The sequence below is a fragment of the Paenibacillus xylanilyticus genome (assembly GCF_009664365.1).
In the GTDB taxonomy this organism is placed as follows: domain Bacteria; phylum Bacillota; class Bacilli; order Paenibacillales; family Paenibacillaceae; genus Paenibacillus; species Paenibacillus xylanilyticus_A.
Genome location: NZ_CP044310.1, coordinates 6,244,063 through 6,270,202, shown reverse-complemented (window position 1 = coordinate 6,270,202; position 26,140 = coordinate 6,244,063). Strand labels below are relative to the sequence as shown.

24 protein-coding genes are annotated in these 26,140 nt (G+C 48.8%); 15 read left to right on the top strand and 9 right to left on the bottom strand.

Annotation, left to right across the window (positions count from 1 at the left end):
* Window positions 1-20: 20 nt before the first annotated feature.
* Window positions 21-164, top strand: coding sequence for a hypothetical protein (locus F4V51_RS28915; protein WP_167301716.1), 144 nt, complete (start codon window positions 21-23; stop codon window positions 162-164).
* The gene (locus F4V51_RS27975; RefSeq protein ID WP_153980394.1) at window positions 157-1,452 is read left to right on the top strand and encodes a glycosyltransferase family 2 protein; all 1,296 of its coding nucleotides are present in this window, start codon (window positions 157-159) and stop codon (window positions 1,450-1,452) included. Before F4V51_RS28915 ends, F4V51_RS27975 begins: the two co-directional genes overlap by 8 nt.
* 274 nt (window positions 1,453-1,726) lie before the next feature.
* On the opposite strand, the gene F4V51_RS27970 is transcribed toward F4V51_RS27975, so the two are convergent.
* Window positions 1,727-2,506: an ABC transporter ATP-binding protein gene (locus F4V51_RS27970; RefSeq protein ID WP_153980393.1), complete on the bottom strand. Its 780-nt coding sequence runs from the start codon at window positions 2,504-2,506 to the stop codon at window positions 1,727-1,729.
* Window positions 2,507-2,672: 166 nt separating this feature from the next.
* Here F4V51_RS27970 and F4V51_RS27965 point away from each other — a divergent pair, with 166 nt between their 5' ends.
* The 3 genes from F4V51_RS27965 (at window position 2,673) to F4V51_RS27955 (ending at window position 7,546) form a co-directional block, all read left to right on the top strand.
* Window positions 2,673-3,473: a pectinesterase family protein gene (locus F4V51_RS27965; protein WP_153980392.1), complete on the top strand. Its 801-nt coding sequence runs from the start codon at window positions 2,673-2,675 to the stop codon at window positions 3,471-3,473.
* A gap of 393 nt (window positions 3,474-3,866) precedes the next feature.
* On the top strand, window positions 3,867-5,444 hold the full coding sequence (locus F4V51_RS27960; protein ID WP_153980391.1) for a chitinase: 1,578 nt from the start codon (window positions 3,867-3,869) through the stop codon (window positions 5,442-5,444).
* The gene (locus F4V51_RS27955) at window positions 5,444-7,546 is read left to right on the top strand and encodes a glycosyl hydrolase family 18 protein (protein WP_153980390.1); all 2,103 of its coding nucleotides are present in this window, start codon (window positions 5,444-5,446) and stop codon (window positions 7,544-7,546) included. Before F4V51_RS27960 ends, F4V51_RS27955 begins: the two co-directional genes overlap by 1 nt.
* A 150-nt stretch (window positions 7,547-7,696) precedes the next feature.
* Here F4V51_RS27955 and F4V51_RS27950 read toward each other — a convergent pair whose 3' ends face one another.
* Window positions 7,697-8,542: an aldo/keto reductase gene (locus F4V51_RS27950; RefSeq protein ID WP_095290736.1), complete on the bottom strand. Its 846-nt coding sequence runs from the start codon at window positions 8,540-8,542 to the stop codon at window positions 7,697-7,699.
* 225 nt (window positions 8,543-8,767) lie between these two features.
* Window positions 8,768-9,955 carry an MFS transporter gene (locus tag F4V51_RS27945; protein ID WP_153980389.1) on the bottom strand — a complete coding sequence of 396 codons (1,188 nt, stop codon included), beginning with the start codon at window positions 9,953-9,955 and terminating at the stop codon, window positions 8,768-8,770.
* 166 nt (window positions 9,956-10,121) lie between these two features.
* Here F4V51_RS27945 and F4V51_RS27940 point away from each other — a divergent pair, with 166 nt between their 5' ends.
* The 3 genes from F4V51_RS27940 to F4V51_RS27930 all read left to right on the top strand — a co-directional run bounded on the left by F4V51_RS27940 (window position 10,122) and on the right by F4V51_RS27930 (window position 11,732).
* On the top strand, window positions 10,122-10,520 hold the full coding sequence (locus tag F4V51_RS27940; RefSeq protein WP_095290738.1) for a winged helix-turn-helix transcriptional regulator: 399 nt from the start codon (window positions 10,122-10,124) through the stop codon (window positions 10,518-10,520).
* On the top strand, window positions 10,517-11,194 hold the full coding sequence (locus tag F4V51_RS27935; RefSeq protein WP_153980388.1) for a TIGR00266 family protein: 678 nt from the start codon (window positions 10,517-10,519) through the stop codon (window positions 11,192-11,194). The genes F4V51_RS27940 and F4V51_RS27935 overlap by 4 nt, the downstream gene beginning before the upstream one ends.
* A gap of 82 nt (window positions 11,195-11,276) precedes the next feature.
* Window positions 11,277-11,732: a MarR family winged helix-turn-helix transcriptional regulator gene (locus tag F4V51_RS27930; RefSeq protein WP_153980387.1), complete on the top strand. Its 456-nt coding sequence runs from the start codon at window positions 11,277-11,279 to the stop codon at window positions 11,730-11,732.
* A gap of 142 nt (window positions 11,733-11,874) precedes the next feature.
* Here the strand turns inward: F4V51_RS27930 and F4V51_RS27925 are convergent, their stop codons facing one another.
* Window positions 11,875-12,849, bottom strand: a complete 975-nt coding sequence (locus tag F4V51_RS27925) for an aldo/keto reductase (RefSeq protein WP_153980386.1) — start codon at window positions 12,847-12,849, stop codon at window positions 11,875-11,877.
* A 112-nt stretch (window positions 12,850-12,961) separates the two neighbouring features.
* On the opposite strand from F4V51_RS27925, the gene F4V51_RS27920 reads away from it, so the two are divergent.
* Entirely contained in the window at window positions 12,962-14,008 is a 1,047-nt protein-coding gene (locus tag F4V51_RS27920; RefSeq protein WP_323131793.1) for an LCP family protein, read from the top strand.
* Between the two features lie 172 nt (window positions 14,009-14,180).
* Window positions 14,181-16,757: a DUF2339 domain-containing protein gene (locus F4V51_RS27915; RefSeq protein ID WP_153980385.1), complete on the top strand. Its 2,577-nt coding sequence runs from the start codon at window positions 14,181-14,183 to the stop codon at window positions 16,755-16,757.
* A gap of 218 nt (window positions 16,758-16,975) precedes the next feature.
* Here F4V51_RS27915 and F4V51_RS27910 read toward each other — a convergent pair whose 3' ends face one another.
* Window positions 16,976-17,131, bottom strand: a complete 156-nt coding sequence (locus tag F4V51_RS27910; RefSeq protein ID WP_153980384.1) for a hypothetical protein — start codon at window positions 17,129-17,131, stop codon at window positions 16,976-16,978.
* Window positions 17,132-17,342: 211 nt separating this feature from the next.
* Here F4V51_RS27910 and F4V51_RS27905 point away from each other — a divergent pair, with 211 nt between their 5' ends.
* Together F4V51_RS27905 and F4V51_RS27900 are read left to right on the top strand one after the other, a co-directional pair.
* Complete coding sequence (locus F4V51_RS27905; RefSeq protein WP_153980383.1) at window positions 17,343-18,032, top strand: FHA domain-containing protein; 690 nt, start codon at window positions 17,343-17,345, stop codon at window positions 18,030-18,032.
* 29 nt (window positions 18,033-18,061) lie between these two features.
* Entirely contained in the window at window positions 18,062-18,640 is a 579-nt protein-coding gene (locus tag F4V51_RS27900) for a class I SAM-dependent methyltransferase (protein ID WP_153980382.1), read from the top strand.
* Between the two features lie 109 nt (window positions 18,641-18,749).
* On the opposite strand, the gene F4V51_RS27895 is transcribed toward F4V51_RS27900, so the two are convergent.
* The 3 genes from F4V51_RS27895 to F4V51_RS27885 are packed head-to-tail and all read right to left on the bottom strand — an operon-like array spanning window position 18,750 to window position 22,612.
* Window positions 18,750-21,086, bottom strand: a complete 2,337-nt coding sequence (locus tag F4V51_RS27895) for a carbohydrate-binding domain-containing protein (RefSeq protein ID WP_236146661.1) — start codon at window positions 21,084-21,086, stop codon at window positions 18,750-18,752.
* Window positions 21,087-21,120: 34 nt separating this feature from the next.
* The gene (locus F4V51_RS27890) at window positions 21,121-21,801 is read right to left on the bottom strand and encodes a DUF4956 domain-containing protein (RefSeq protein WP_153980381.1); all 681 of its coding nucleotides are present in this window, start codon (window positions 21,799-21,801) and stop codon (window positions 21,121-21,123) included.
* On the bottom strand, window positions 21,794-22,612 hold the full coding sequence (locus F4V51_RS27885) for a polyphosphate polymerase domain-containing protein (RefSeq protein ID WP_153980380.1): 819 nt from the start codon (window positions 22,610-22,612) through the stop codon (window positions 21,794-21,796). The genes F4V51_RS27890 and F4V51_RS27885 overlap by 8 nt, the downstream gene beginning before the upstream one ends.
* Before the next feature lie 253 nt (window positions 22,613-22,865).
* Here F4V51_RS27885 and F4V51_RS27880 point away from each other — a divergent pair, with 253 nt between their 5' ends.
* From F4V51_RS27880 to F4V51_RS27870, 3 genes are all read left to right on the top strand, one after another.
* The gene (locus F4V51_RS27880) at window positions 22,866-23,543 is read left to right on the top strand and encodes a response regulator transcription factor (protein ID WP_153980379.1); all 678 of its coding nucleotides are present in this window, start codon (window positions 22,866-22,868) and stop codon (window positions 23,541-23,543) included.
* Entirely contained in the window at window positions 23,543-24,835 is a 1,293-nt protein-coding gene (locus tag F4V51_RS27875) for a sensor histidine kinase (protein ID WP_153980378.1), read from the top strand. Before F4V51_RS27880 ends, F4V51_RS27875 begins: the two co-directional genes overlap by 1 nt.
* Window positions 24,836-24,916: 81 nt before the next feature.
* Window positions 24,917-25,201, top strand: a complete 285-nt coding sequence (locus tag F4V51_RS27870; protein ID WP_371859949.1) for a hypothetical protein — start codon at window positions 24,917-24,919, stop codon at window positions 25,199-25,201.
* Between the two features lie 166 nt (window positions 25,202-25,367).
* On the opposite strand, the gene F4V51_RS27865 is transcribed toward F4V51_RS27870, so the two are convergent.
* Window positions 25,368-26,132, bottom strand: a complete 765-nt coding sequence (locus F4V51_RS27865) for an SDR family NAD(P)-dependent oxidoreductase (RefSeq protein ID WP_153980377.1) — start codon at window positions 26,130-26,132, stop codon at window positions 25,368-25,370.
* Between the last annotated feature and the right edge of the window lie 8 nt (window positions 26,133-26,140).

The window sequence follows — 26,140 nt, the reverse complement described above, 5'->3', positions numbered from 1 at the left end:
GCAGGAGGAGGCATAGTCCGGTGAATTATTTAACATGGTTTGTTCCGCTCTGCATTATCGTCAGTAGTTTCTTCACGATCACCATACTTATCTTAACCGTTGCGACGCTGCGTTTTCGAGGGAAAATCAACAGGAAATATGATCGGAGGAAGTTGAATGGCTGATTTCCTGCTGCTGATGTCCATTCTTAGTATCTGGATATCGGTCACTGAATCTATTGTCATTATGGCCGGGGCTATTCGATTCATCAATAAACAAGAGAAAAAGGGAATTCAAATCCCGGAGAACATGGATGATTATCCAACGGTAACGGTTATGGTGCCTGCACATAATGAAGGCGTAGTTATCGTTTCCACGGTTGAGCATATTCTTCGTCTGAACTATCCCGAACATAAAGTTCAGGTCATCGTCATCGCAGATAACTGCACGGATGATACAGCTGAACGGCTGAAGGAGCTCAAGGCAAAGAGCAGCTATGCAGACCGGGATTTCACGATTCTGGAGCGGAAAGGCACAGGAGGGAAATCCGGGGCCCTGAATGATGGTCTCGAACTTGCCTGGGGCGAATGGATCTGCATTTATGATGCAGATGCGGCGCCTGAACGAAATGCATTAATGTTTCTGACACAGAAAGCGCTGGAGAATCCAGAGAAGCATGGTGCTGTATTTGGACGTAATAAGGCTCGTAACCGGGGGCAGAATTTTCTCTCCCGCTGTATTAATCTGGAGCTTGTAACCGTTCAGCGCGTTCACCACACCGGGCTATGGGAGTTATTCAAGCTCGGGACGATCCCGGGCACCAACTATATCATTAAGGCCAATCTGATTCGTGAAATTGGCGGATGGGATCCCGACGCCATTACAGAAGATACGGCTGTGTCGTTCGATATTCTTACCCGTGGTCAGCTTATTGCATTGGCGCCGCAAGCGGAAGCCTATCAACAGGAGCCGGAGCAGCTGAAAGTGTATATGAAACAACGCCAGCGCTGGTCCAAGGGAAACTATCAGGTCGTTATTGATAATATTAAGCATCTATTCGACCGTACAAGCTGGAGAATTAAACTCCATGTCCTGTACTATGCTGCGAGTTATTTCTGGTTTATGATCGCTATTATTGTTTCGGATATTATCTTTGTTTCTAACCTTGTATACCAAGTTATCGCACTGTTTAATCCCAACGTGATTTCTCCATTTCAGTTCTCCGGGGACGTATACGTGTATCTGGTTATCGCTTGGGCACTTATGTATTACATTTATGTACTGCAAATTAATCTGGCGCTCTCCGCCGATATTGGACAGAGCAATACCCAAAACTTCATTGTGGCTTGCCTTTCCTACTTCACATATGCCCAGCTGTTTCTGGTTATCTCTGTTAAGGCATTTGTCTCTCTCATTGGGGACAAGCTGTTCCGCAGAGAAACCAAATGGTATAAAACGCAGCGATTCGGCTGAGTTCATTGATGGTAAAACAAAGGCTGTTTCTGACCTGTTCAGAGGCAGTCTTTTTTTATGGAAGAGCACGTGCACAATAGGTATTATCTTTCGAACAATGGAAACGGAAGGCTGCGCAGACAACGAATTCCGCTGTTTTTGTTCCACTCGGCAAGCAAATAACACACAGCATGCTGTGGATAGATGGAATAACCTGAAGCAGCCAAAAAACCTATCCACATGTGGATAAGTTTTTTGGCTTTTTAAGTACTCAGGCTGTGTGCAGAGGAGCTGTTTATTTAACGGCTGCTCTCACATAGACACGATCTCCATGTCGGTCCACATCTACAGGGGCTTCAAAAAAGATGCTCAACACTTCGGTGTTCATCACCTCAGAGGTTAGCCCGCTGCTCACAACCTCACCTCGCCGAAGCAGGAGACTATGACTGAACACGGGCAGAATCTCTTCGGTATGGTGGGTCACGTAGATCAGGGAAGGAGAGTCTGGTCTCTGCGATAATTCGCTGATACTCTCCAGCAACCGCTCACGGGAGAACAGATCAAGCCCATTGCAGGGCTCGTCCAAAATAAGAATGCGCGGATTCGCCATCAGGGCTCTGGCAATAAGAAGCTTCTGCTTCTCGCCCTGGGAGCAGGTTCGATATTCGCGATCCCACAAGTGCTGACAGCCAAGAGTGGTCATCAGTTCCCGGGCCTGATCCAGATCCTCATCGGATAACTTGTCATATAGACCAATCGTGGCATGCTTGCCGCTAATGACGACATATTGAGTCCGATCCGTCCCATGTAATTTCTCCTGGAGGGAAGAACTGACCCAACCGATGGTTTTGCGCAGTTCACGCAGGTCGACCTCTCCATACGGATGTCCAAGCACCGAAATCGAGCCTTCGGTAGGCCAGAGGTAACCGGTGATCATGTTAAGCAGCGTGGTCTTGCCGGAGCCATTCAGGCCGAGCAGTGCCCAGTGTTCTCCATCATTAACCCGCCAGCTGACATCGTTCAGCAGGGTGATCGGTCCCCTTTTCCAAGTCACGTGTTGTACATCAATAATCATGTCGTATTCCTTCCTTCTGTTTTCCGCTTGTATATCCTATTTGTATTGTAGTCACAGATATTTTGATATTGTCAAGCCATGTGGACTCTGCTAAGATGGGACAAATTTGTTGTAAACGCATTCAATTCGAAGTGTACGGACGCTAAAAATAAGGAGGCCGTTGGTCATGAAAGAGTCGATATCCAAGGATAAGAACGCCCGCACATATACGGTTTCACTCGATGGGAGCGGTGATTTTGCCACGATTCAGGCTGCGATTGATTCCTTCGTAAATTCGGCCGGTCCCGGCAAGGATGTTGGGCAGGCTCTTGCCGTATATGTGGATGGGGACCTGACCGCTTTTCGCAAATGTCGTTTCATCGGACATCAGGATACGATCTTCACCGGGCCGCTTCCGGAACAGCCAATAGATCGGAGCTTCTTCGGTGGTCCCCGAGAAGGGGCAGAAAGGCGGAAGCTGCGCCAATATTATGAAGACTGTTATATCGAGGGCGATATCGATTTTATTTTTGGTTCGGCTACAGCTGTATTCAAGGGTTGTGAGATTTTTGCGAAGAAACGCGCGTTTGATGACCCTACTGCCTCTGCAGAGGCAGTTCATGGCTGGATCACTGCAGCTTCTACACCGGAAGATGTCCGGTACGGCTATGTGTTCATCGACTGCTCCCTGACCAGCAATGCACCTCCGCAATCCGTATACCTCGGCAGGCCGTGGAGAAATCACGCCAAAGTATGCTTCCTGCATTGCTGGATGGGTGCTCATGTGAAGCAGGAGGGCTGGCATAACTGGAACAAACCTGATGCAGAGGCCAGCGTGGTGTTCGCCGAATATAACAGCAGGGGCCCGGGAGCAGGGAGCGGGGCGGGGCGAGTGCCGTGGGCAACCATTTTGAATGAGGAGCAGGCCGGGGAATATTCATTATCTCGCGTGCTATCCGGAGAGGATGAATGGCAGCCCTTTGGCTGAAGCTTAACAATTCCTAGTTCCTCAGGGGCAACGTTATACTGCCTGCTGCGGGAGCTTTATACAAGGCTGTCTTTCAAGTCCGTTAGGGGCTTGGCAGACAGTCTTTTTTTTTTGCGTCATATTCAATTTTCGCCCTCCAAAAGAATAATTTATCCCTTATCTCATTTGCAGTTTACTGATTAAATACAAATGAGGATCTGTAAATTTCCTGTAAAATTTGGATGTCATTAATCTTAAACGTAAATGAACGGCAGATCCGATGTCGAAGAGAGAGGGGGAGTTGCAAACGTAAATATGGATCACGAATTAAATTCCTATCGCCGCAGATCACATGCCAGTGCACAGAGAAGCTTTTGCAAGGTGAAAACAAGCTGAGTACAGGAGGGATTTTGCTTGAATCAAGCTGTTCGAGTCCGCCCGGTTATCATAGTCGCTTTGGCATTTCTTCTGATCATTTCGTGGTTTGCACCAAGAGCAGACGCCGCTGCCCAGTGGCAGGCCGGCACCGCATACAAGAAAGGAGACCTCGTAACATATCAAAACAAAAATTATGAATGCATTCAGTCCCATACGGCTTTGAACGGCTGGGAGCCTCCTCTGGTTCCTGCACTATGGACCTATGTTGGAGATGGTCCCGGGGAGGGAGGAGAGACACCTGTTCCGGATACAACCCCACCCTCCATTCCTGCAGGCTTAACCTCATCTTCGATCACGGCAACCTCAGTCCAGCTTACCTGGAGTGCATCCACGGATAATGTGGGGGTGACCGGATACGACGTTTACCAAAATGGGGCTCTCGTGAAGAGCACCTCAGCTGTAACAACGACAATAAGTGGGCTAACTAGCGGCACAGCTTATGTTTTTACAGTAAAAGCAAAAGATGCTGCAGGCAATGTGTCTGCTGCAAGCAATCCCCTCAGTGTAACGACTTCCACGGGAACTCCGAATCCGGGGCCAATCGGTAACAAATGGCTGATCGGCTACTGGCACAACTTCGACAATGGCTCTACCAATATCAGACTTCGCAACGTATCCACAGCTTACGACATCATTAATGTTTCCTTTGCCGAACCGGTTTCGCACGGCAGCGGCACGCTCGCTTTTACTCCATATAACGCAACGACAGCCGAATTCAAATCGGATATTGCGTATCTTCAGAGTCAGGGAAAAAAAGTACTGCTGTCCATGGGAGGAGCCAATGGAACGATTGAGCTTACCGATGCGAGCAAGAGGCAGCAGTTCGAGGAGTCACTGAAATCCATTATTTCAACTTACGGTTTCAATGGTCTGGATATCGACCTGGAAGGAAGCTCCCTCTCCCTGAATGCAGGGGATACCGATTTCCGTAATCCGACGACACCCAAGATCGTTAATCTCATCCAGGGTGTCAAGGCGGTCAAGTCACACTTTGGCAGTGAGTTCATACTTACAGCAGCACCGGAGACGGCCTATGTCCAAGGTGGTTATCTGTCCTATGGCGGTCCCTGGGGAGCATATCTGCCGGTGATCCATGCCTTGCGTAACGACCTGACGTTGCTCCATGTGCAGCACTACAACAGTGGCTCCATGGTCGGGCTGGACGGGCGCTCCTACGCTCAGGGCACAGCTGATTTCCACGTAGCCATGGCCGAGATGCTGCTTCAGGGCTTTCAAGTAGGTGGAAGCTCGGGTTCATTCTTCAGTCCGTTGCGTCCGGATCAGATTGCGATCGGTGTACCGGCATCCCAGCAGGCAGCCGGTGGGGGCTATACATCACCTGCCGAGCTGCAGAAGGCATTGAATTACTTGATCAAGGGTGTATCCTACGGCGGTTCTTATACTTTGCGCCAACCCGCGGGGTATCCGGGCCTTAAGGGCATTATGACCTGGTCCATTAACTGGGATGCATATACGAACCATCAATTTTCAAACGCACATCGTTCGTATCTGAACGGGCTCAGCACGCAAACGACGAAGGAGGTTGTGTACTAATGTCATATAAAGCCAAACACATGGGTTTCAAAAAAGTCGGTAAGGTTCTCCTCGGTGTGGTCCTGCTCTTATCTGTCATCATCCCTTCATTTACCCTTCAATCTCGAACGGCCGAAGCAGCAGAAGCCTATAAAATTGTCGGTTACTATCCTGCCTGGGCGGCATACGGACGAAACTACAATGTGACGGATATTGATCCCACCAAGGTGACGCATATCAACTATGCCTTTGCCGATATTTGTTGGAACGGCATTCATGGAAATCCAGACCCTTCGGGCCCCAATCCGGTGACTTGGAGCTGCCAGAATGAGAAGAGCCAGACAATCAATGTACCGAATGGAACGATTGTTCTCGGAGACCCCTGGATCGACACAGGCAAACAATTTGCCGGGGACACATGGGATCAGCCCTATGCAGGGAATATTAATCAGCTCAACAAGCTGAAGCAGGTCAATCCGAATCTGAAAACAATCATCTCCATTGGAGGATGGACGTGGTCCAACCGTTTCTCCGATGTAGCCGCAACATCAGCTACCCGTGAGGTCTTTGCCAACTCTGCCGTCGATTTCCTGCGGAAATACAACTTTGACGGAGTGGATCTTGACTGGGAATATCCGGTATCAGGCGGGCTGGATGGCAACAGCAAGCGTCCAGAAGATAAGCAAAATTATACCCTTCTCCTAAGCAAAATCCGCGAGAAGCTGGATGCGGCAGAAGCCGTTGACGGCAAAGAGTACCTGCTTACGATTGCAAGCGGAGCATCTCCAACCTATGCTGCCAATACGGAGCTTGCGAACATCGCTTCCATCGTTGACTGGATTAACATCATGACCTACGATTTTAACGGAGCCTGGCAGAAAATCAGCGCACACAATGCACCGCTGAATGCGGATCCTGCCGCTGCAAGTGCAGGGGTACCAGATAGCAATACTTTTAATGTGGCTGCCGGAGCACAAGGACATCTGAATGCAGGAGTACCGGCTGCCAAGCTGGTGCTGGGTGTTCCATTTTACGGTCGAGGCTGGGATGGATGTGCACAGGCGAATAACGGCCAGTATCAAACGTGTTCGGGTGGTTCTTCTATAGGAACTTGGGAGGCAGGCTCCTTTGACTTTTACGATCTGGAAGCGAACTATATTAATAAGAATGGATACACACGCTATTGGAACGACACAGCCAAAGTGCCGTTTCTCTATAACGCCTCCAACAAGCGCTTCATCAGCTATGACGATGCGGAGTCCATTGGACACAAAACCGCATATATCAAGAGCAAAGGGCTTGGCGGAGCGATGTTCTGGGAGCTCAGTGGGGACCGCAACAAGACACTCCAAAACAAGTTGAAATCGGATCTGTCAACCGGGGGTACAGTGCCTCCTGCGGATACGACGGCACCGAGTGTACCGGGTAATGCCCGTTCGACAGGAGTAACGGCAAGCTCCGTAACCTTGGCCTGGAATGCTTCGACGGATAACGTTGGCGTTACCGGCTATAACGTCTACAATGGCACTAGCCTAGTGACTTCCGTTACTGGAACAACCGCAACAATTAGCGGGCTTGCACCAGGTACTTCCTATACCTTTACGGTAAAAGCAAAGGATGCCGCAGGCAATCTATCCGCAGCTAGTAATAGCGTTACAGTAAGCACTACGGTTCAGCCGGGGGGAGATACCCAAGCACCAACCGTGCCGACCAACCTCACATCAACTGCCAAAACCTCATCTACGATCACCCTTAGCTGGGCAGCCTCCACGGACAACGTTGGTGTAACCGGATATGAGGTATACAACGGAACTGCTTTGGTGACAACCGTTAGTGGAACATCGGCAACTGTTACGGGTCTAACGGCAGACACCTCTTATACGTTTACAGTAAAAGCGAAGGATGCGGCAGGTAACCTGTCTGCTGCGAGCAGTGCCTTGACGGTGAAAACCGAAGTGGGTACGACGAATCCCGGCGTCTCCGCTTGGCAGGCAAATACGGCTTATGTCGTAGGGCAGCTGGTTACGTATAATGGAAAAACGTATAAATGCCTGCAATCCCATACCTCCTTAACGGGGTGGGAGCCTTCCAATGTGGCTGCATTGTGGCAGCTTCAACCGTAACATACCTGTAAAGGAGGATGCTCCTGATGAACTCGGGAGCGTCCTCGATGTGATAAGGCTTTTTCCTTGAGAAGGATTGCAAACCAAAACACACAAAAGCCCCCAACCCCCGCATATGCGAGGGAATGGAGGCTTTTTGCTTCATTTAAATTAGAAATCAAAGTTGTCCGGGTCTGGTCCAACACGAACATCTTCGTTGAGGGCGCTGATTCGATCCATCTCATCGTTGGACAATTCAAAGTCGAAGATGGAAGAGTTCTCAATGATCCGATTTTCCTTAGTGGACTTCGGAATGGTGATGACACCGTTTTGCAGATCCCAGCGCAGGATGACTTGTGCCACGGATTTGCCTTTGGCAGAAGCAATCTCGGTAAGCACCGGGTTGTCCAGCAGTTGACCTTGCATCAGCGGGGACCAGGCTTCAAGCTGAATACCATGTTTCTCACAGAAGGCTTTCAGTTCAACCTGAGTAAGGCGAGGATGGTACTCGACTTGGTTAACCATCGGTTTCACTTTGGCATCCTGCATCAGGTCTTCAAGGTGATGGATCTGGAAGTTGCTTACTCCAATCGCTTTGATACGTCCTGCAGCATAGAGCTCTTCCATCGCTTTCCATGCACCTTTGTATTTGCCCGCTTTTGGCCAGTGAATCAGGTACAGATCCAGATATTCCAGACCGAGCTTGTTCAAAGTTGTATCGAAGGCTGCAAGAGTTTCTTCATATCCAAGGTCTGCAGTCCAGGCTTTGGAAGTGACAAACAGTTCTTCGCGCTTCAGGTTGTTTTCTTTCAACGCTTCGGCAATCGCCTGTCCAACACCGGATTCGTTACCGTATATAGCGGCAGTATCAATGCTGCGGTATCCATGCTGAATTGCTTTTTTGACCGCTTCGATCAATTCTGCGCCTTCTTCTACCTTAAATACGCCTAGTCCAAACCAAGGCATTTGAACGCCGTTATGCAAAGCTACTGTGGATTGTAAGTGTTGTGCTGTCATGTGATGACCTCCTAAGTTTGTTCGTAATTCACAGAAAGTAACTCTCAAAATTGTTCAATCTGATCCCCCAAAATTAAATGAGAGTAGATTAAATAGGGTCCAACATACTATAATACTATACCATGCAAAACCGGTTCCTTTAAATAAGGGCTTCATGAGTCGCCGAGCGTGATCAGTCTGAGAATTCTAATTTTTTTTGGTGCAGTCTGTTCTTATATCAAATGCTTATGCAACTGATGATCTGCGTTCAAGTACTCTGGCCCATCCTGTAAGAAGAACGGCGGCAAGAACCATAATTGCACCAACCCAAGTCGTATGCACGAGCCCAATGGAGTCGGTAATGACCCCGCCCAGGTATGCGCCTATGGCAATACCCGCATTAAAGGCAGCGATGTTGAAGGCAGAAGCCACATCCTTAGCCTGTGGCGCATAGCGTTCTGCGAGCGTGACGACATACATCTGAAGTCCGGGTACATTCATGAAGGCAAGCAGACCCATGCCGAGAATGGTGAGCAGTGCTGCCAGCTTAAACGGTACGGTAAAGTACAGTATGCCCAGAATGATCGTTTGAACGATAAACATATAAAATAATGCCTTCAGCGGATCACGGTTGGCGGCTTTGCCCCCAATGATATTGCCGATTGCGATGGCGATTCCGTATAACAACAGAATGGCTGCCACGGTTTTCTCGGAATATCCGCTGATATCATGCAGAAGCGGAGACAGGTACGTGAAAACGACGAATGTACCTCCATAACCGACCGCTGTAATCGCAAACGCCAGCAGCAGCCTTCCTCCCGTTACAAGCTTCAATTGGTCACGGAATGCTGTGCGTGTTCCACGCTGCAGCGTGGAAGGAACAAGTACCATATTACCAATTAGGGCAATGATACCGACAATAACAATGAGAATAAAAGCAGCACGCCAGCCTAAATGTTGACCGATCAGCGTACCCAGAGGCACCCCGGTCACGGTAGCGATGGTCAGGCCCGAGAACATAATCGCAATGGCACTGGCCCGGCGGTTTGCTGGCACGAGGTCAGCCGCAATAGTGGAACCGATGGACATAAACACCCCATGTGACAGGGCTGAAATAATCCGGGCTATAAGCAGCATGGTGATGCCACTGGATAGCGCGGCCATCGTATTGCCTGCAATGAAAACAACCATGATGGCCATCAACAGTGTCTTGCGTGACACGGTTGAAGTTAATGAGGTCAGGATGGGCGCCCCGAAGGTTACACCGAGCGCATATAAAGTAACGGTCAGTCCCGCTGTAGTTACGGAAATGCCCAGGTCACCCGCAATGAGTGGCAGCAGTCCAACACTGATAAACTCAGTGGTGCCGATGGCAAACGCACTAATGGCCAGTGCGAGCAGGGCCCAGGTGCTGCGTTTTGAATCTTGTACCATGTTTCTTGTTCAACTCCCCGAATGTAGATTTACGTACCGGCAAATGCTATTATGAATTATTCGATACAAAATGAATAGTACGTACTTTTTAGTACCATACGTACTTTTTGGTGCCTATATAGATAAGCTTGGCAAGTTCATCAGATGATTAGGGAGGAAGCATATAATGAACAGAAAAAAATACAATATCTCGGTCGAGGCTACGCTTGAAGTGATCGGCGGCAAGTGGAAGTGTGTTATTCTCTGTCATCTCACGCATGGCAAAAAACGCACCAGTGATCTTAAGCGTATTATGCCCGCCATTACCCAAAAGATGTTAACCCAGCAGCTTCGGGAGCTGGAGGACGACGGCATCGTGAACCGGATCGTCTATAATCAGGTCCCGCCCAAGGTAGAGTATGAGCTCAGTGAATATGGCTGGAGTCTGGAGCCGATTCTGAATGCACTATGCAATTGGGGAGAGCAGCACATCGTGAAGGAGTACGGAGACAAATCAGCGATGCTCGAGGACAATGGATTGAACCATTTTGATTCGGATGAGAACAAGGAGCTGATCAAGCAATGAATTACGAAATTTTGCATGAAGGTGCTTTTGCCATGCTCAAGGTTCGTTTGCAGCGCGGAGAGCGATTCAAGGCTGAGAGCGGCGCCATGGTATCCATGACACCGACGGTTCAGCTAAAGGGATCTGCGGAGGGTGGCATGTTTGCCGGAATTGGAAGAATGATCAGCGGGGAGAAGTTTTTCTTTCAAGAGTTAACCGCTGCCGGAGGGCCTGCAGAGATTTTGCTGTCACCTTCCACCATGGGCGGTGTGGAGGCTGTTGAACTGGATGGCTCTTATTCGCTGTATGTGCAGAAGGATGGCTTTTTGGCGGGGACCGAAGGCATCCAGGTTAATAGTAAAATGCAAAACCTGAAGAAGGGCCTCTTCTCGGGAGAGGGTTTCTTCATTATTGAGATCAGCGGAAGAGGCACGGTATTCCTGTCTTCTTATGGTGCAATTCACGCGATTCACCTGGCCGCGGGAGAAGAAGTCATTGTGGATAACGCGCACCTGGTTGCCTGGCCTCAATATATGGAGTATCATATCGAAAAAGCATCGCAGGGCTGGTTATCCAGTGTAACCAGTGGTGAAGGACTGGTATGCCGATTCAGAGGCGAGGGCACAGTCCTGATCCAGAGCCGCAATCCGCAGGGATTCGGACAATGGGTGAAGCAGTTCATCCCTTCCCGCTGACAACAAGTCAGCTATCCGATTACCTCTACAATACACGGCATACAACAAGTCCCAAGGCATCAGTGATGGAGGAATAAATGAGATGAGTTCACAGTATAAAAACGCACATGAAAGTCCAGGACACCTGCTGTGGCAGGTTACAACGATGTGGCAGAAGGAAGTGCGCAGGGTGCTTGATCCCTTGGGATTAACCCCGCCGCAATTTGTGCTTCTGCATGGCTGCTTATGGCTGAATGAGAGAGATACGGAAGGGAAAGGCGTAACGCAGGTTCAGCTTGCGAATTTTGCCAACGTGGATGTGAATGTGACCTCTCAGGTTCTTCGAGCGCTTGAAAAGCGGGGGTTAATCCTTCGCAGTCGCCATCAGACCGACACCCGTGCGAACATTATTACTACAACGCCGGAAGGCACGGAGCTGGCCAATCGGGGAATTCAGCTGGTTGAAGAGGCTGACAGACAATTCTTTGACCTGGTAAGCGATCATAAGGAAGAGTATATGGACATTATGCGGGAGCTTATCAAAAATAAATCGGAATAATTGCTGTGTGGTAACCCACATTTATTGAACTCATAGATGATATACCTATCGAAGCAACGTAAGATAAGCTGGCGCCTGGCCTTCTATATACAGACATTAAAAACCTCCCCGACCATGAGCCGGGGAGGTTTTTTAATAGCTTCTATTCGAGCCGGTACGAGGCGAACGGCTCACCATGACGGAACGAGTCACTGAGTTGATCCAGCTCTGTGATCATGTCTGGCGTAAGCTCCAGGCTTAAACTAGCCAGGTTATGCTCCAGCTGCTCGGTACGTGTGGCCCCGACGATAACGGTCGAAACGGCTGGACGAGCCAGCAGCCAGGCGAGCGACAGAACACTTGGAGAGCAGCCGTATTCTGCTGCTTTCTCGCGTACCTGCTCTCCTAATCTGACATTGTGCTCAAGCAGGAACCGGTTGAAGGATGGATCCGTATCCGCTCGGGAGCCCGAAGGAATGCCCGCTTGTCCATTATATTTGCCAGTCAGAATGCCGCCTGCAAGTGGGAAATAGGGGATGATTCCGACGCCTTGATCAAGACACATGGGGACAAGTTCCAGCTCTGGTGTGCGGTCTGCCAGGGAGTAGCTGGTTTGAGTGGAAATATAGCGTACATGACCTTTCATTTCACTGATGCCAAGAGCTTTCATGAGTTCCCAGGCCGCATAGTTGGAGGCCCCGATATAGCGAACTTTACCGGAGGACACCATATCGTCCAGCGTTCGCAAGGTTTCCTCCAGCGGAGTGTGCGGATCAAACGTGTGGATCTGATACAGATCCACATAGTCCGTCTGCAGACGCCGGAGGCTCTGTTCCAGTTCTTGCTGCAGATGATAGCGGGAGGAACCTCGCCCATGCGGACCATCATGCCGGGGAAGTCCGGCCTTGGTTGCAAGCACAGCGTTTTCCCTACGACCCTGCAGGGCCTGTCCAATAATCCGTTCCGATTCGGTTCCGGCGTAGATGTTGGCGGTATCGATAAAGTTGATTCCCTGATCCAGTGCTGCATGAATAATGCGGGTTGAAGCCGCGTCATCTGCACGTTTACCAAAAGCATTCGTACCGAGACCAAGTGCCGATACACGCAAGCCGCTGCTGCCCAAACGTCGATATTCCATTCATCATCGCTCCTTCTGTGTCAGTTCTTGTATAGCAGATTATAACGTAATCTATTGAAAACGTGTTATTAATATAGTTAAATGATTCTAAGAACCCGTTATTAAAGGAGATATGATGGAAAACAGTGCTGCACATTTAACCCGCCGGAAGCCGAAGAAACCGAAGAAGAGATGGAAGAAACCTCTAATCATTACCCTAAGCGTGCTGATCGTGCTGGGAGGACTCGGATATGTCTACCAAAAACAACTTGTACTGTTGGCATTTAACCTATTTGCCTCAGGTACGGTGAAGGAAGCGCTGGATGATTCCTACAAGCCGGTTGGAGATCAGAATGCAGAAGTTCCTGTGATACAACACACTGACCCATTCTCGCTACTGCTGCTGGGGATTGATCAACGGGATAATGAACCAAGCCGTTCGGATACGATCATCTATTCCGTCGTGCGTCCGGAAGACAATAAAGTGCTGCTGCTGTCCATTCCGCGAGACTCCTATACCGAGATTGTCGGGCGGGATGTGAAATCGAAGATTAATTCAGCTTATGCCCATGGTGAAGCCAAGATGGCTATGGATACGGTGGAGAATCTGCTGGGAAACAAGGTAGACTTCTATGCCGCAATTAATTTTAACGGACTCAAGGATATTGTCGATGCGGTTGGCGGCGTTGAGCTGCCGATCAAGAAAAATATTGAGAACAAGCTCAAGAGTCATGAGAAGCTGTTTGTTGAAGCAAATAAACCCATCTATAGCGGCGAAGAAGCGCTCGGCTATGTCAGATACCGGGAAGACTCCGATTTTAACCGGACGATGCGCCACCGGATTTTCCTGAGCGCGTTCATGAATCGTGCATTGGAGGTCAAAAATCTGACCAAGATCCCGGACGTCATCAAGATTGCCGGATCGAATTTTACAACCAACATGAGCTCGGATTTCATCGTGAACTTTGCCGAGTCCTTATATATGAAAGACAGCGCGCCAACAATCAGCAACTATATGCTGAAGGGTGAAGGCGCAACCCGCAGTGGGACTTGGTATTATGATCTATCGGAGGATGATCTGCAGCATGTACGGACCATGCTCAGCAACTGGCTTGACCCGGATGCCACCGACATCATCGAACCTGAATCCGCAGATGGGGAAGAGAAAGATGCAGCATAAAACGTTTATTATGTAGAATTATTTTAAATAGTGTAACCCCGAGAAGCGAGCTTGCTTCCCGGGGTTTTTGCTGTGCATTTATTGCGCCAATCTCAATCTATAGGATCATTTCATGTCATATGTATAGTAAAATACAGGGAAACACATCAACATCAACCAATGGAGGAACCTTATGAAGGACTTCAAAGACCGACTTCGCCAGGTTCAGCAGCAGCAGAGGCAGCTGGTAAAAGAATACAGCACGCTGCTTCAGGACTATGAGTCGGATGACCTGATTGTGCAGAATGAACAGCTTCGTGAGCAGGTGGATGCACACGAGCTGAAGCTGCGTCAGATCGAGGCACGTGCGCGCAAGATGGAGGAGGAGAATGCCCGGCTGCGGATGGCGTTGTCCGAACAGATGCTGGATGAGAAGCTGAATCTTATTCGCGTATCCCAAGAGAAAATGGAGACATATTTCCGCGGGAAAACAGGTGTACATAATGACCGGTTGGAAGCTCACGAACATCGTACCAAAATAAACATGAACGCTCTATTTAACAAGGCTTCAGAGGAGCTTCAGGAAGATGCGATGGAGTTCAAGGAGAGGATTGCTTATCTTGCTGCAGAGGTGAAGGAACGCATCGAACGGCATAGACAAACGCTGCAGGAACGGGAAGAAGCGGTTCGGCAGCAGATGCAGCTTGGCTATGAGCATATGGCGGAGGAAGGATTGAGTGAAGAAACCATTCAGCGCCGGATTCGTCAGAACCGGATGGAGATGAAGATCGGGCTAAGCTGGATCAACAAGGTCGCCATCCTGCTTATTATTCTTGGCGTTGGAGCAGCGTTCCAGTATTCGTATTCCACGTGGTTCAATGATGAAATGAAGGGCGGTGCGTTCTTCCTGCTCGGCATGCTAATGCTTGCCGGGGGAGAGTGGCTGTTTCGGCGGAAACGCCAGACGTTTGCGATGGGCTTGCTGGGAGGCGGAATATCGGTACTTTTCGGCTCCATTTTCTACAGTTATTTTCTGCTCCATATTATCGGTCTATATACGGGTCTTGGACTTTCTGTCCTTGTATCAGCGGTGTCCGTCCTGCTATCGTTAAGATATCAATCGAGGACGATCTGTTCGCTTGGTCTGGTAGGCGGTTATCTGCCCCTGTTCTCGTATATGGCCTATTTCGGTCTCAGCGGGAACTCCGTATATGTTGCCATGGTCTATTTGCTGCTTCTTAACGGCATTATTGTACTTATTTCCTTCGGCAAACGTTGGCCGATCGTGCATTATATCAGTTTTCTGTTTAATACACCGTGCATGTTAATTCTCCTGTGGCTATCGCCGAACAACGTTGTGGGCATGGTGTATTCGGTTGCTACGTTTGCATTATATCTGGGAATTACACTCGCGTATCCATTCAAACATCGGGTCAAACTAACCTGGTGGGATTTCGCTCTGCTGGCCATGAATACGAGCATCAGCTGTCTGATGCTGTATGTACTCTTTGACGCAGAAGGCTGGGAGGATGCGCAGGGATTGCTGGCGCTTATATTCTCCCTGGTGTATGTCGGACTCGCCGGGTGGGTACAGCGCAATATGGTTCAGGAGAAACAAACCATACTGCTGTTCTATATCACATCCTTGACCTTTGCCATCCTGATGATTCCGTTCCAGTTTGGGGCGAAGTGGCTGTCCATGGGATGGTTAATCGAGGGGATTTTGCTTGTTATCCTAGGTCACTTGAAACAGTTCAGGTCAGTAGAACGTGCGGGATGGGGCGTTGTGCTCCTGTGTGTGTTCACCTTCGTATATTATGATGTGCTGGTGCTGTACATGGTGGGGGAGCAATCCTATTTTATGCTGAAATACTCCTGCATTACGCTGGGTGCGCTTTTGATTACAGCGTATTATGCCATGGTTGGCAGCGGGGACGGGATATGGTCCAAAACCAAAATTCATCATAGTGTGCTGGAGCTTGGCGCACTGAATCTATTCAAGTACGTTACCCTCGGCAACCTATGGATATATGTGCTGTACGAGTCTAATGAACTCTATACCCGAGCGGTTGATGGGACCTTCCTGCTCTACTTGTTCTACAAATGGCTGATGTTTGCTGCATTAACCATCGCACTGGCGTATGGCTTAAGCCGAGCTAAGTTATTTCATGACCAGATGGTGAAGTACTACACAACCTTTCTGCATGCAGCAGGCTGCTGTATTGCACTTGCAGTGACGTTGTCCATGCCAGCACTCGATCCGGGAGCGGAGCAGCATACGGCTGCGGAGATTGTGGGATTGCTAGTTCTGATTATTTTTAATATTGGCGTGTTTTTCGCTGGAAGAGACTTGCTGATTGCGGTCATACGCGGACAGTTCAAGAGCGTGGAGTGGTACCCGGTCATTGCGGGAATCTACCTGCTGGGTGTCATCACGGTCTTCCTGACGGTGCAGTTCCAATGGGGAGACATCGGTTTGATGTTCAGCTTGATGTATCTGCTGCTTGCGATTCTCTATATTGCGTACGGATTCCGTAGAAGGTACGTTATGATTCGTCGTCTCGGGCTCGGTCTGACCTTGTTCTCCACGGGGAAAATGGTGTTCTACGATGTAGGCTTGCTGACAACGGGCAGCAAAATCATCGCCTACTTTAGCTTCGGTGTGTTATTGCTGGGTATTTCGTATCTGTATCAGAAGGTATCCAGTCGGATGGAGGAAGCTCAAGCCAAGAAGACCCCACAGGTGGAAGAATCGGATCGGCCTGAGTAAGTACTTTTTTAAATATGAACAATCGTCAGATCGCATTTCCAATGGTACACTTCTAAGCAAAGCAAACAGGCCTCTTCCCGCTGTGATGTCAGCGTGTAAGGGGCTTCTTCATGTGAACTTATGCGATTATGCAGGCAGGGAGATAGATTCTACCCAAACGGTGAGTTATGACATTGGTGAAACGTTTATGACATGGATCGCGTTATAATAGAGTAAGCTCACGGCTGTGTGTTCAGTTGCAGCCATGATGTTTCAGAGGCTGGCGTGCCGTTCAATAATTCGCTGCTTTCGTCTGTCATTCGTGACAGGACAGTTAGTGTAATGGACAGGGTAAAAGCGAGCAGTACGTATATGAAAATCTTCTTTTTGTTCATGATGATAACCCTCTCTTGTTGATTAGGCTGGATGAAAGACCGATATGAGAAAAAAAGCACAACGTCTGGTATAGTAGAGAAACGAATACATCATTGCCTGTATACACTATATAAATATCCAGGGATGCAAACAATGGAACAAATCTGATGAAGTTATCATTATTCATGAAACGTATAGAGCTAGAGTTAAAATTGAAGGTGGGAGATGAACATGCGGGAGACGGCAAAAATCGTCATTCGTACACCTGGGCAGGAGAGCGATGGCTCATTTGCTTACGTAAGCCAGGGACGTTCCATCACGGTGGGACGTTATACGGGCGGCGGTGAATCGGACTTGTCCGTGTATAATCAATTGATATCGAAGCGGCACTGCCGCATACATTATGATGCACAGCGTCAGCTGTGGGTGGAGGATCTGGATAGCAAAAATGGTACCGAATTGAACGGGCAGCGGCTTGTTCCCTATGAGAAATACCCGTTTGCCGAAGGAGACATTCTGACCATGGTCAACGGTTTGATCCAGCTTCGGACGGAGGGTGATCTCGAAGAAACACGCGAATACCGCATATCCGATCTGCTGGGTGAGGGAGTCCGGGTGCATGATCACCTGCAGACGGTACAGATTGGCGAGGTGGAAATTCCGCTGTCGAAGAAGGAGTTCCAGCTGTTCAAGCTGCTGTACAGTCAACTGGATCATTTTGTGACGAGAGAGCAGATCGTTGGCCAGGTATGGCCTGAACGAAGCATGCTGGAGAGCGATTCGGTAGGAATCGATGAGATCAACTCGCTGATCTATCGGACCAATCGCAAGTTAGGTGACCATTTTACGATTAAGTCCGTTTATAAAAAGGGTGTATACATGAAATCACATGTGCCTGGCGTTATGGGTGGCATGATGTAACCAGTTTGTATGAATAAAGGGATGAGGCCATGTTGATCATTCAATTCATTCCATGGCTGATTGCCGTGGTGACGCTAATCGCCGTAATATCCATTGTGCTGGTCAGCTGGAAAAATGGAATTTCGCCCATGCCCACATCCAGACTGGTCCGGCAGGTAGTCATTCAGGAGGTTCATCGCATTCCGGGTTACGGGGATATCATTGAGGCAGGTTCCGGCTGGGGGACGCTTGGAGTGGACATCGTCCGTCATTGTCCGGGTAAGCGTGTTACGGGCATTGAGAATTCGGTCATTCCCTTCTGGTTCTCTCAAGTCATGTCCAGCATGATGATTGGATTCAGGAAAGCCAAGGGCGAGCGGAATTCACTGAAGGGACGGCTGCGGTTCATACGCGGCGATATCTACAAGAGCTCCTATGAACATGCAGACGGTGTGGTCTGTTACCTGTTTCCGGGTGCCATGACCCGGCTCGTGGACAAGTTTAGCCGGGAGCTTCCACCGGGGGCACGGGTTATCTGTGTCTGTTTCGCACTTCCGGGCAAAGTTCCTCTCCGAACAATCACGTGCAAGGATGCTTTGCGTACGAAGGTTTATGTATACACATTCTGAAGAGAACGAAAGAAGGCGCCGAACCCACTTCTACAGTGAATTCGGCGCCTTCTATTGTTATCCGGAACAGGCGATTTATTTTATACCGCTCTGCTTCGTGCGTTATTACTTATTTTGCGGAGTTTGTGGAGTCTGTCGCGTTGGTACTTGTGCTTGTGCTGTCTGTCGTTGTACCGGATTCTGTTCTGTTTCGTCCGCCTCCGAATCCACCTTGGCCGCGTCCTCCACCAGGACCACCGATGCCGGTATTGGCAGTGGTTACACCAGATTCATTCACCCAGGTAACGTTGCTTGTGGATTGGAATGCAACCACTTTGGTGCCGCCACTGTACGTACCATCTGTGTACAGGCCATCTGTGGCTGTACCCGTCGATGTTCCCCCAGAGTAGATCTCATAAGAGCCGTCTTCTTTCAGGTCTGGAGAGCTGATGACAACGGATTGATAATCTTTTGCTGGAGCAAAGGTCAGGATGTTGTTGCCATCGCTATCTTGTACGTGAACCAGGGTTCCTGCTTTTTGCGTTTCAGGGAATGTCATCACAATGGTGTTTTGAGTGGAGGAATCCGATGTACCTTGTGCCATGCCGGAACTGCCGGCTGCAACCAGATAGCCACCGCTCATCTCGAATGTACCGTCATAATCCAGTGGTCCGTTGCCATTATCGGTTGGTCCGTTCACAATCACGGTTCCGCCGGTCATGTAGATGGAACCATTGGAATCAAGTCCATCGCCACCTGCATTGACGGTAAGGGATCCACCGTTAATGTGAAGCTCACTGTTTCCAGCGGATTCACCCGGCATGCCGCCTGGCGCGCCACCTTGTGGGCGAGTATTGGTATTTGCGTCCGTACTTTGATCTGTTTGATCCGTATCTGCAGTTGTTGATGTTGTTCCAGTCGTCTCGGTTACAGAGATATTGGAAGCGGCAGTTGTGTCAGCTGCTTGAGAGCTGTCTTCTCCTGTCGTTGCCTCAGCATCTGCAGTTGCTGCAGTGATGTCACCCGAAGCATTGACGCCATCATCTGAAGAAGTTACGTCCACATCACCATCATTCAGTGTAATGGATGCTCCTTCAAGCCCTTCATAGCTCTTCGCAATGACAATTGTTCCACCGTTAATGGTCAGCGCCAGATCGGCATGAATGCCGTCATCGCCGGATTCGAGTGAGATCTTGCCGTCATTAATCGTTACATTGCTGTTGCTGTGCAGGGAATCATCCATGGAATCAATGGTGTACGTACCGCCGTTAACGGTAAGATCTGTCCCTGCCTTAAGTGCCTTGGCACTGGTTGATTCTGTTTCTGTTGTAGTTGTGGCCGCTGCATCTGCATCCGAAGCAGTAGTCGAAGCCTTATCCGCAGAACTTGTCGGTGCTGTACCTGCTGCATTCGTTCCATCCGCTGCCGGCATATCAGCAGGCGGTTCACCATCTGGTGGAGTACCCATGTCAGTTGGAGGTGTTCCGCCACCCCAGCCACCGCCACCGCCGCCGAACGGACCTTCTTCTGCTTTGGCTGGTGCATTGGCGCTGCCGCCGCCAGTTACGATGTTAAAGGTTCCGCCATCGGTAACGAGCGTAGTCTCAGCCTGAATACCATCGTTACCACTTTGGATATCGAATGTACCACCGGCAATGGCTACGAAGCCTTTTTCGGCATCGGTATCATTGGTCGATTTCATACCGTCGCCTTCAGCATCAACCGTAATGGTACCTTCCTGGACAGCAAGCATATCCTTACCTTTGATGCCGTCATCTGCTGCTTTGACGTTAATGGTACCACTTACAATGATGAGATCATCTTTACTTGTGATCCCTTCGTTGTAGTTACCTGTTACGTTGAGTTTACCTGTGCCGTTAAACGTCAGATCTGCTTTACTGAAGATGGCTGCATCGGGCTCATCCGTTGCATCATCAGCGTATACGTAGGTCGTACCATCCGAAACGGCATTTTCCGTTCCTTCCTGCAGGGTAATCACAGCTTTGCCAGCTTCCTTAATATAGATGGCCGCACTGTCGTTATCGTGAATGGTTGCCCCATTCAGCACGAGATGAACGGTTCCTTTATCGGTTACATTCACTACAATTTGCCCGTCTGTCAGTTCCCCGCTAAGCACATACGTACCTGCCTCGGAGATGGTTACCGAGCCGTTCGCCGCCTTGGCTCCGGAGCCGGTAACGGTTGCTGTCTTCCCGCTCAGTTTAATGGTTGTAGAGTCGGTTTCACTCCAGCTTACATTGGTATCGTCCGCATCCAGGGAGACCAGATCCGCATATTTGACGGAGGTCTGCTCACTAACGGAAACCGTTTTGGTTGTGCCTGTTGTTGAGGTTGCGGCGTTGGCGGTTGAGTTGGTAGCTGCTGGAGCACTGCATGCTGCAAGCATTGCGGTAACCATCGCTACGGACCATAACTTGCTGCCTGTAATCCACTTTTTATTCATCATGTATCGTTCCTTTCGATTTATAAAATGTCTCGAATTAATATTCAGGCGTAGGTGCCATGTTGAGGGAGATATCCAGGTTCCCGTTACGTGTACGAACGGCATCAAGGAATTCCTTCTGATTGACGTGCTGGCCAAGGTGAACCAGATAGACCAGTTCGTACAAGCTGCCAAGTTCGGTTGTTCTCACTTTGTTTAACTGATACTCGACATTGAATTTTTTGAATACTTCATCAAAGGCTTCTTCATAGCTCAGGTTTTCAGGAATGGTGACTTTAAGCAATTTTTGTTGACTCTTCTTGGCTCCGAATTTGAAATGACTCAGAACAAACATCAGTACACACAAGATGACGGTGAACAATACCGCGTATCCAAATGCGCCGACGCCGCAGGCAAGACCGGAAGCCATGGTGAACAGGACGTAGGAGATATCCTTGGGATCACCAGGTGCGCTTCGGAAACGGATGATCGAGAAAGCACCTGCCAAGCTGAAGGCGCGGGCTACGTTGCTGCCGATCAGCAGGATGATGATCGCAACGATAACAGGCAGGACAACCATGGTTAATGTGAAGCTTTGCGAGTATGTGTTTGCATTGGTTTTCATGTATGTGAGACTGATAATTGCACCCATAAGGATGGCTAGGCCAATCGTGATCACGGCGCTGCTGAATGTGAGCGTTGTGTCGGTTAGAGCAGAACTGAAAATGGAATCAAGCATATACTACACTCTCTCTTTCTATGATCGTTTGGTTTGGTTTCATGGCAGGATCGAAATCGGTACCTGGAACGAGGATTCGTTCCCCCTGGTAGTTCAGGTTCGTCGTTCGGACGAGGCGTCTGAATTCGTTGCCGTATTTGGAGAAGCCTACACGGTACAAGCCATGTTCAGACAATAGCTGGGATAGCCAGAACGGAACGGTTTTCTCCGCCTTGACCTCCATCAGCCAGCGACCGTCCTCCACCAATGGTTCACCATAGTCTCCCTGCTCCAGCTTCAGATCGTATCTGCGGCTGCGGATATTGGTGTCAAAGGTAATGCGGAGATCGCGGCTGTTCTTATCGAACAATGCTTTGCGTTCATAGGCCAGATACACTTTTGGCTCCAGGTTGTATAAGCGAAGGAAGTATTCGATCTCATCGACAACCTGCTTGTTCATGTAATCTGCCAGCTCAGGTGCCTGTCCCGTACGAACGAATTCGTAAGCCTCATCCAGCATCAGGGCGGTTCTTCTTTTGTTTACCAGGCCAAACACTTTCTTTTTGATCTCCAGATACACTTTGGCATTTTCTTCAGGAACCCCATAAGCCCGCAATCTCAGCTTCTCCTTATATTTGGGCTTGGAGAGACTTGCGCGGATCAGGGAATCCTGCGGAGTATCGAAGTACAGGTTGCTGATGGAGTAGAACTCGTGTTTCTTGTTGTACGCGTCCAGTTCCATGTACTTCAGCAGATCACGGTAGAAACGTTCATATTGCTCATCGGTCAGAAGATACTTGCTCTCATATCGGTTGAATACTTCAATCGCCATTTAAGATTCATTCCTTTCATCCATGGGTTGTATGTTTTGTTTCATCGTGTATCGCTTCCATGTCTGTATCTTAGAGCGCCAACCTTGAATGAATCTTAAATGATTTTACATTCCGTTGATCTTTTTTTACCTTCCTATAATAGTTCTCGTAAAATAAATGAATTAAGATTGATTCAAGGTTCGGCAGGTAGAATGATTGATATAATAAAAGAAAGTGGCGACGAACAATTCAAGGCAGAGGAATGAATAGATCATGAGAATATTAATTGCGGAAGATGAGGTTCATTTGGCTGAGGCCGTATCCCAGATATTGAAGAAAAACAATTACTCCGTGGACATGGTCCATGACGGCAGATCAGGACTCGATTATGCGTTAAGCGGTATATACGATCTGCTGCTGCTCGATATCATGATGCCGGAGATGGATGGGATCAGCGTGCTGAGGAAGCTGCGCAGTGAGGGAAACCACACGCCTGTGATCCTGCTGACGGCCAAGGGTGAGCTATCGGACAAAGTAACCGGACTCGATTGTGGGGCGGACGACTATATTGCGAAGCCGTTTGAGACAGAGGAATTGCTGGCCCGTATTCGGGCAGCCCTTAGAAGAAAAGGCGAGGTTGTACCCGAGGACGGATTGAAGTTTGGCGATATTGAACTGAATACAACGCAGCTGAAGCTGGCCGTGCAGGGCAAGGAGATTAAGCTTAATCTGAAAGAGAACGAGCTGCTGGAGCTGCTAATCACACGCAAACAGGCCATCACGTCCAAGGAGCAGATCATCGAGAAGCTGTGGGGTTTCGATTCTGAAGTGGAGTATAACAATGTGGAGGTATACATCTCGTTTTTGCGCAAGAAATTGACCTTCCTGAACTCCAAGGTCCGCATCAATACCATCCGGGGTGTAGGTTATGTACTTGAGGTGACGGCCTAATGTTCAAGAGACTTCGAAACCGGTTTTTGGTCGTCAATCTGGTATCGATCTCCATCATGATGCTGGTTGCTTTTGCGACGATCTATATCATTACGTACCAGAATGTGCAGCGGGAAACCAATATGGAGCTCTTCAAGGTATCCGATTTCTATCACAACCCATATAATTCGTCCAAGATGCCGCGAGGGGATGATGCAATCGCAGGTAATCCGCCAACGGACATGCAGCAGAACGGGCCAGGCGGAGATCCCAATTCGCCGCCAGGGCGTTCGGTCTCGTTCATGGTGAAGACGGATAATGAGTGGAATATTACGGATTCACAATCCAGATTCAGCATGGAGGATGCATTTTACGCACAGGCACTGGAGAAGGTGGACAAGACGGATCATTCAGAGCGTAAGACTGGACAATTTGCGCTAGATGGAACGAACTGGGCGTATGTCATTGATCCGAGCAGCGATGGACATATGATTGTGTTCATTGATGTAACTGCCCAGCAGGGCATTCTTACGAATCTGATCTATACCTTCACCATCGTAGGCTTGTTCATGTTAGTCGTTATTTATTTCCTGAGCCGTTACTTTGCCAATCGTTCCATTGCTCCGGTCAAGGAAGCGTTCGATAAACAGAAACAGTTCATCGCGGACGCCTCTCATGAGCTGAAGACACCTCTGGCCATCATTAATACCAACACCGACGTGCTGCTTGCCAATCGGGACGATACAATTGATAACCAGTCCAAATGGCTGCATTATATCAAGTCGGAGACAGAGCGCATGTCCCGGTTGACAAGTGATCTGTTATATCTGACCGAGATCGATGATTCGCGTTCCACGATGATCCACTCCAAGTTTGATATGAGCGATGCGGTAGAGACCATTATTTTGACGATGGAAGCTGTTATTTTTGAGAAAAATATATCTCTCGACTACAGCATTGAGCCGGAGCTCATGGTCCATGGCAATAGTGAACAGATCAAGCAGGTCATTCTGATTCTGCTGGATAACGCCGTGAAATACTCCAAAGAGAAAGGCGCGGTCAATGTTTCACTGAAGAAGCATAATCATGAGGTGGTACTAGCCGTCTCCAATACAGGGGAAGGTATTGCACCGGAGCATTTGGATCGTATATTCGATCGGTTCTATCGTACGGATGCATCCAGAGCACGCAAGCATGGTGGACACGGTCTCGGTCTGGCAATTGCCAAATCCATCGTGGACCAGCACAAAGGTCAGATCTATGCTCGTAGTGTAGTAGGAGAGGGAGCGACGTTCTATGTTCGTCTAACTTAGATCTGAATAAGGCATGTCTGTTATGGGTTAACCTATGCTACAATGGCAACAGTATGTATGAACCAAGGAGCTGAACTGAACGTGACGGAAGCGAATTCGATTAATGAGCAGGAAATGATGCAATATATTGCGGACAAAACCAAAGCGAGCCAGGCGAATATTTCGCTTGTGCTGAAGCATGAGCAAGCCTACATCAACAAAGCGCATGAAAATGCCAAGGGTGAAGTGGACATCGACGGCGATGATCTGGCTGACTACATCCTGAGCCGCAAAGATGTGAAGCTCGATGAATTGACAGTAGAAGGCATTCTGGATGCCGAAATGGACTATCTCATGGAAAAAGGCCACGCTGGATACGTGGACTAAGATCATTGGATCAACGCAGGTACTAGCCACATCGTAATCAATGGACGCCAAAAAAGACCCCAACCTCCACATAACTGTGGGTGTTGAGGTCTTCTTTTATATTACTGTGAAGGGGTCTTAATGGATAAGACTAATCTTTAGGGTAAAACATTCGTACAGCAGCTTATTATTGACCCATCATGCCGCCATCTACAGTGTAGAGGGATGCTGTTACATAAGAAGCATCTTCAGACAAGAGGAAGTTCATTACGGCTGCCACTTCTTCTGGTTCGCCATAACGTCCCATTGGAATGCTGGCTACAGTAGCATCTTGGTAGTTTTCCACGTCACCGGAGTTTGCTTCGATTTGACGCATCATACGAGTGTTAATCGTTCCTGGCAATACCGCGTTTACCCGGATATTGTAAGGTGCAAGTTCATTTGCTGCAGTACGAGTGAGACCTACTACGGCATGTTTGGACATAATATATGGGGATACGGCTGGAGCACCCATCAGACCTGCAAGGGAAGAGGTGTTCAGAATCGCACCGGATTTTTGTTTTTTCATTACTGGAATAACATTTTGCAGACCAAGGAATACGCCACGAACGTTAACGTTATATACCGCATCCAGTGCTTCAACGCTGAGATCTTCGATCAGACCGGTTGGGCCTTCAATACCTGCGTTATTGGCAAAGTAGTCGATTCTGCCAAAAGCATCGAGTGCTTTTTGAACATAGTTTTTCACGTCTGCTTCCTGGGATACGTTTGCTTTTACCGCAATCACATGCTCTTTGTCGAGGTTCAGTTCAGTGATTGTTTTTTGAATGGCTTCTTCGTTCAGATCCACCAGAACCAGATTGATTTTACGTTCAGCCAGTCTGCGTGCCAATTCTTTACCAATGCCTCCGGCAGCTCCTGTAATAACTGCTGTATGTGTATAAGTACTCATGATATATT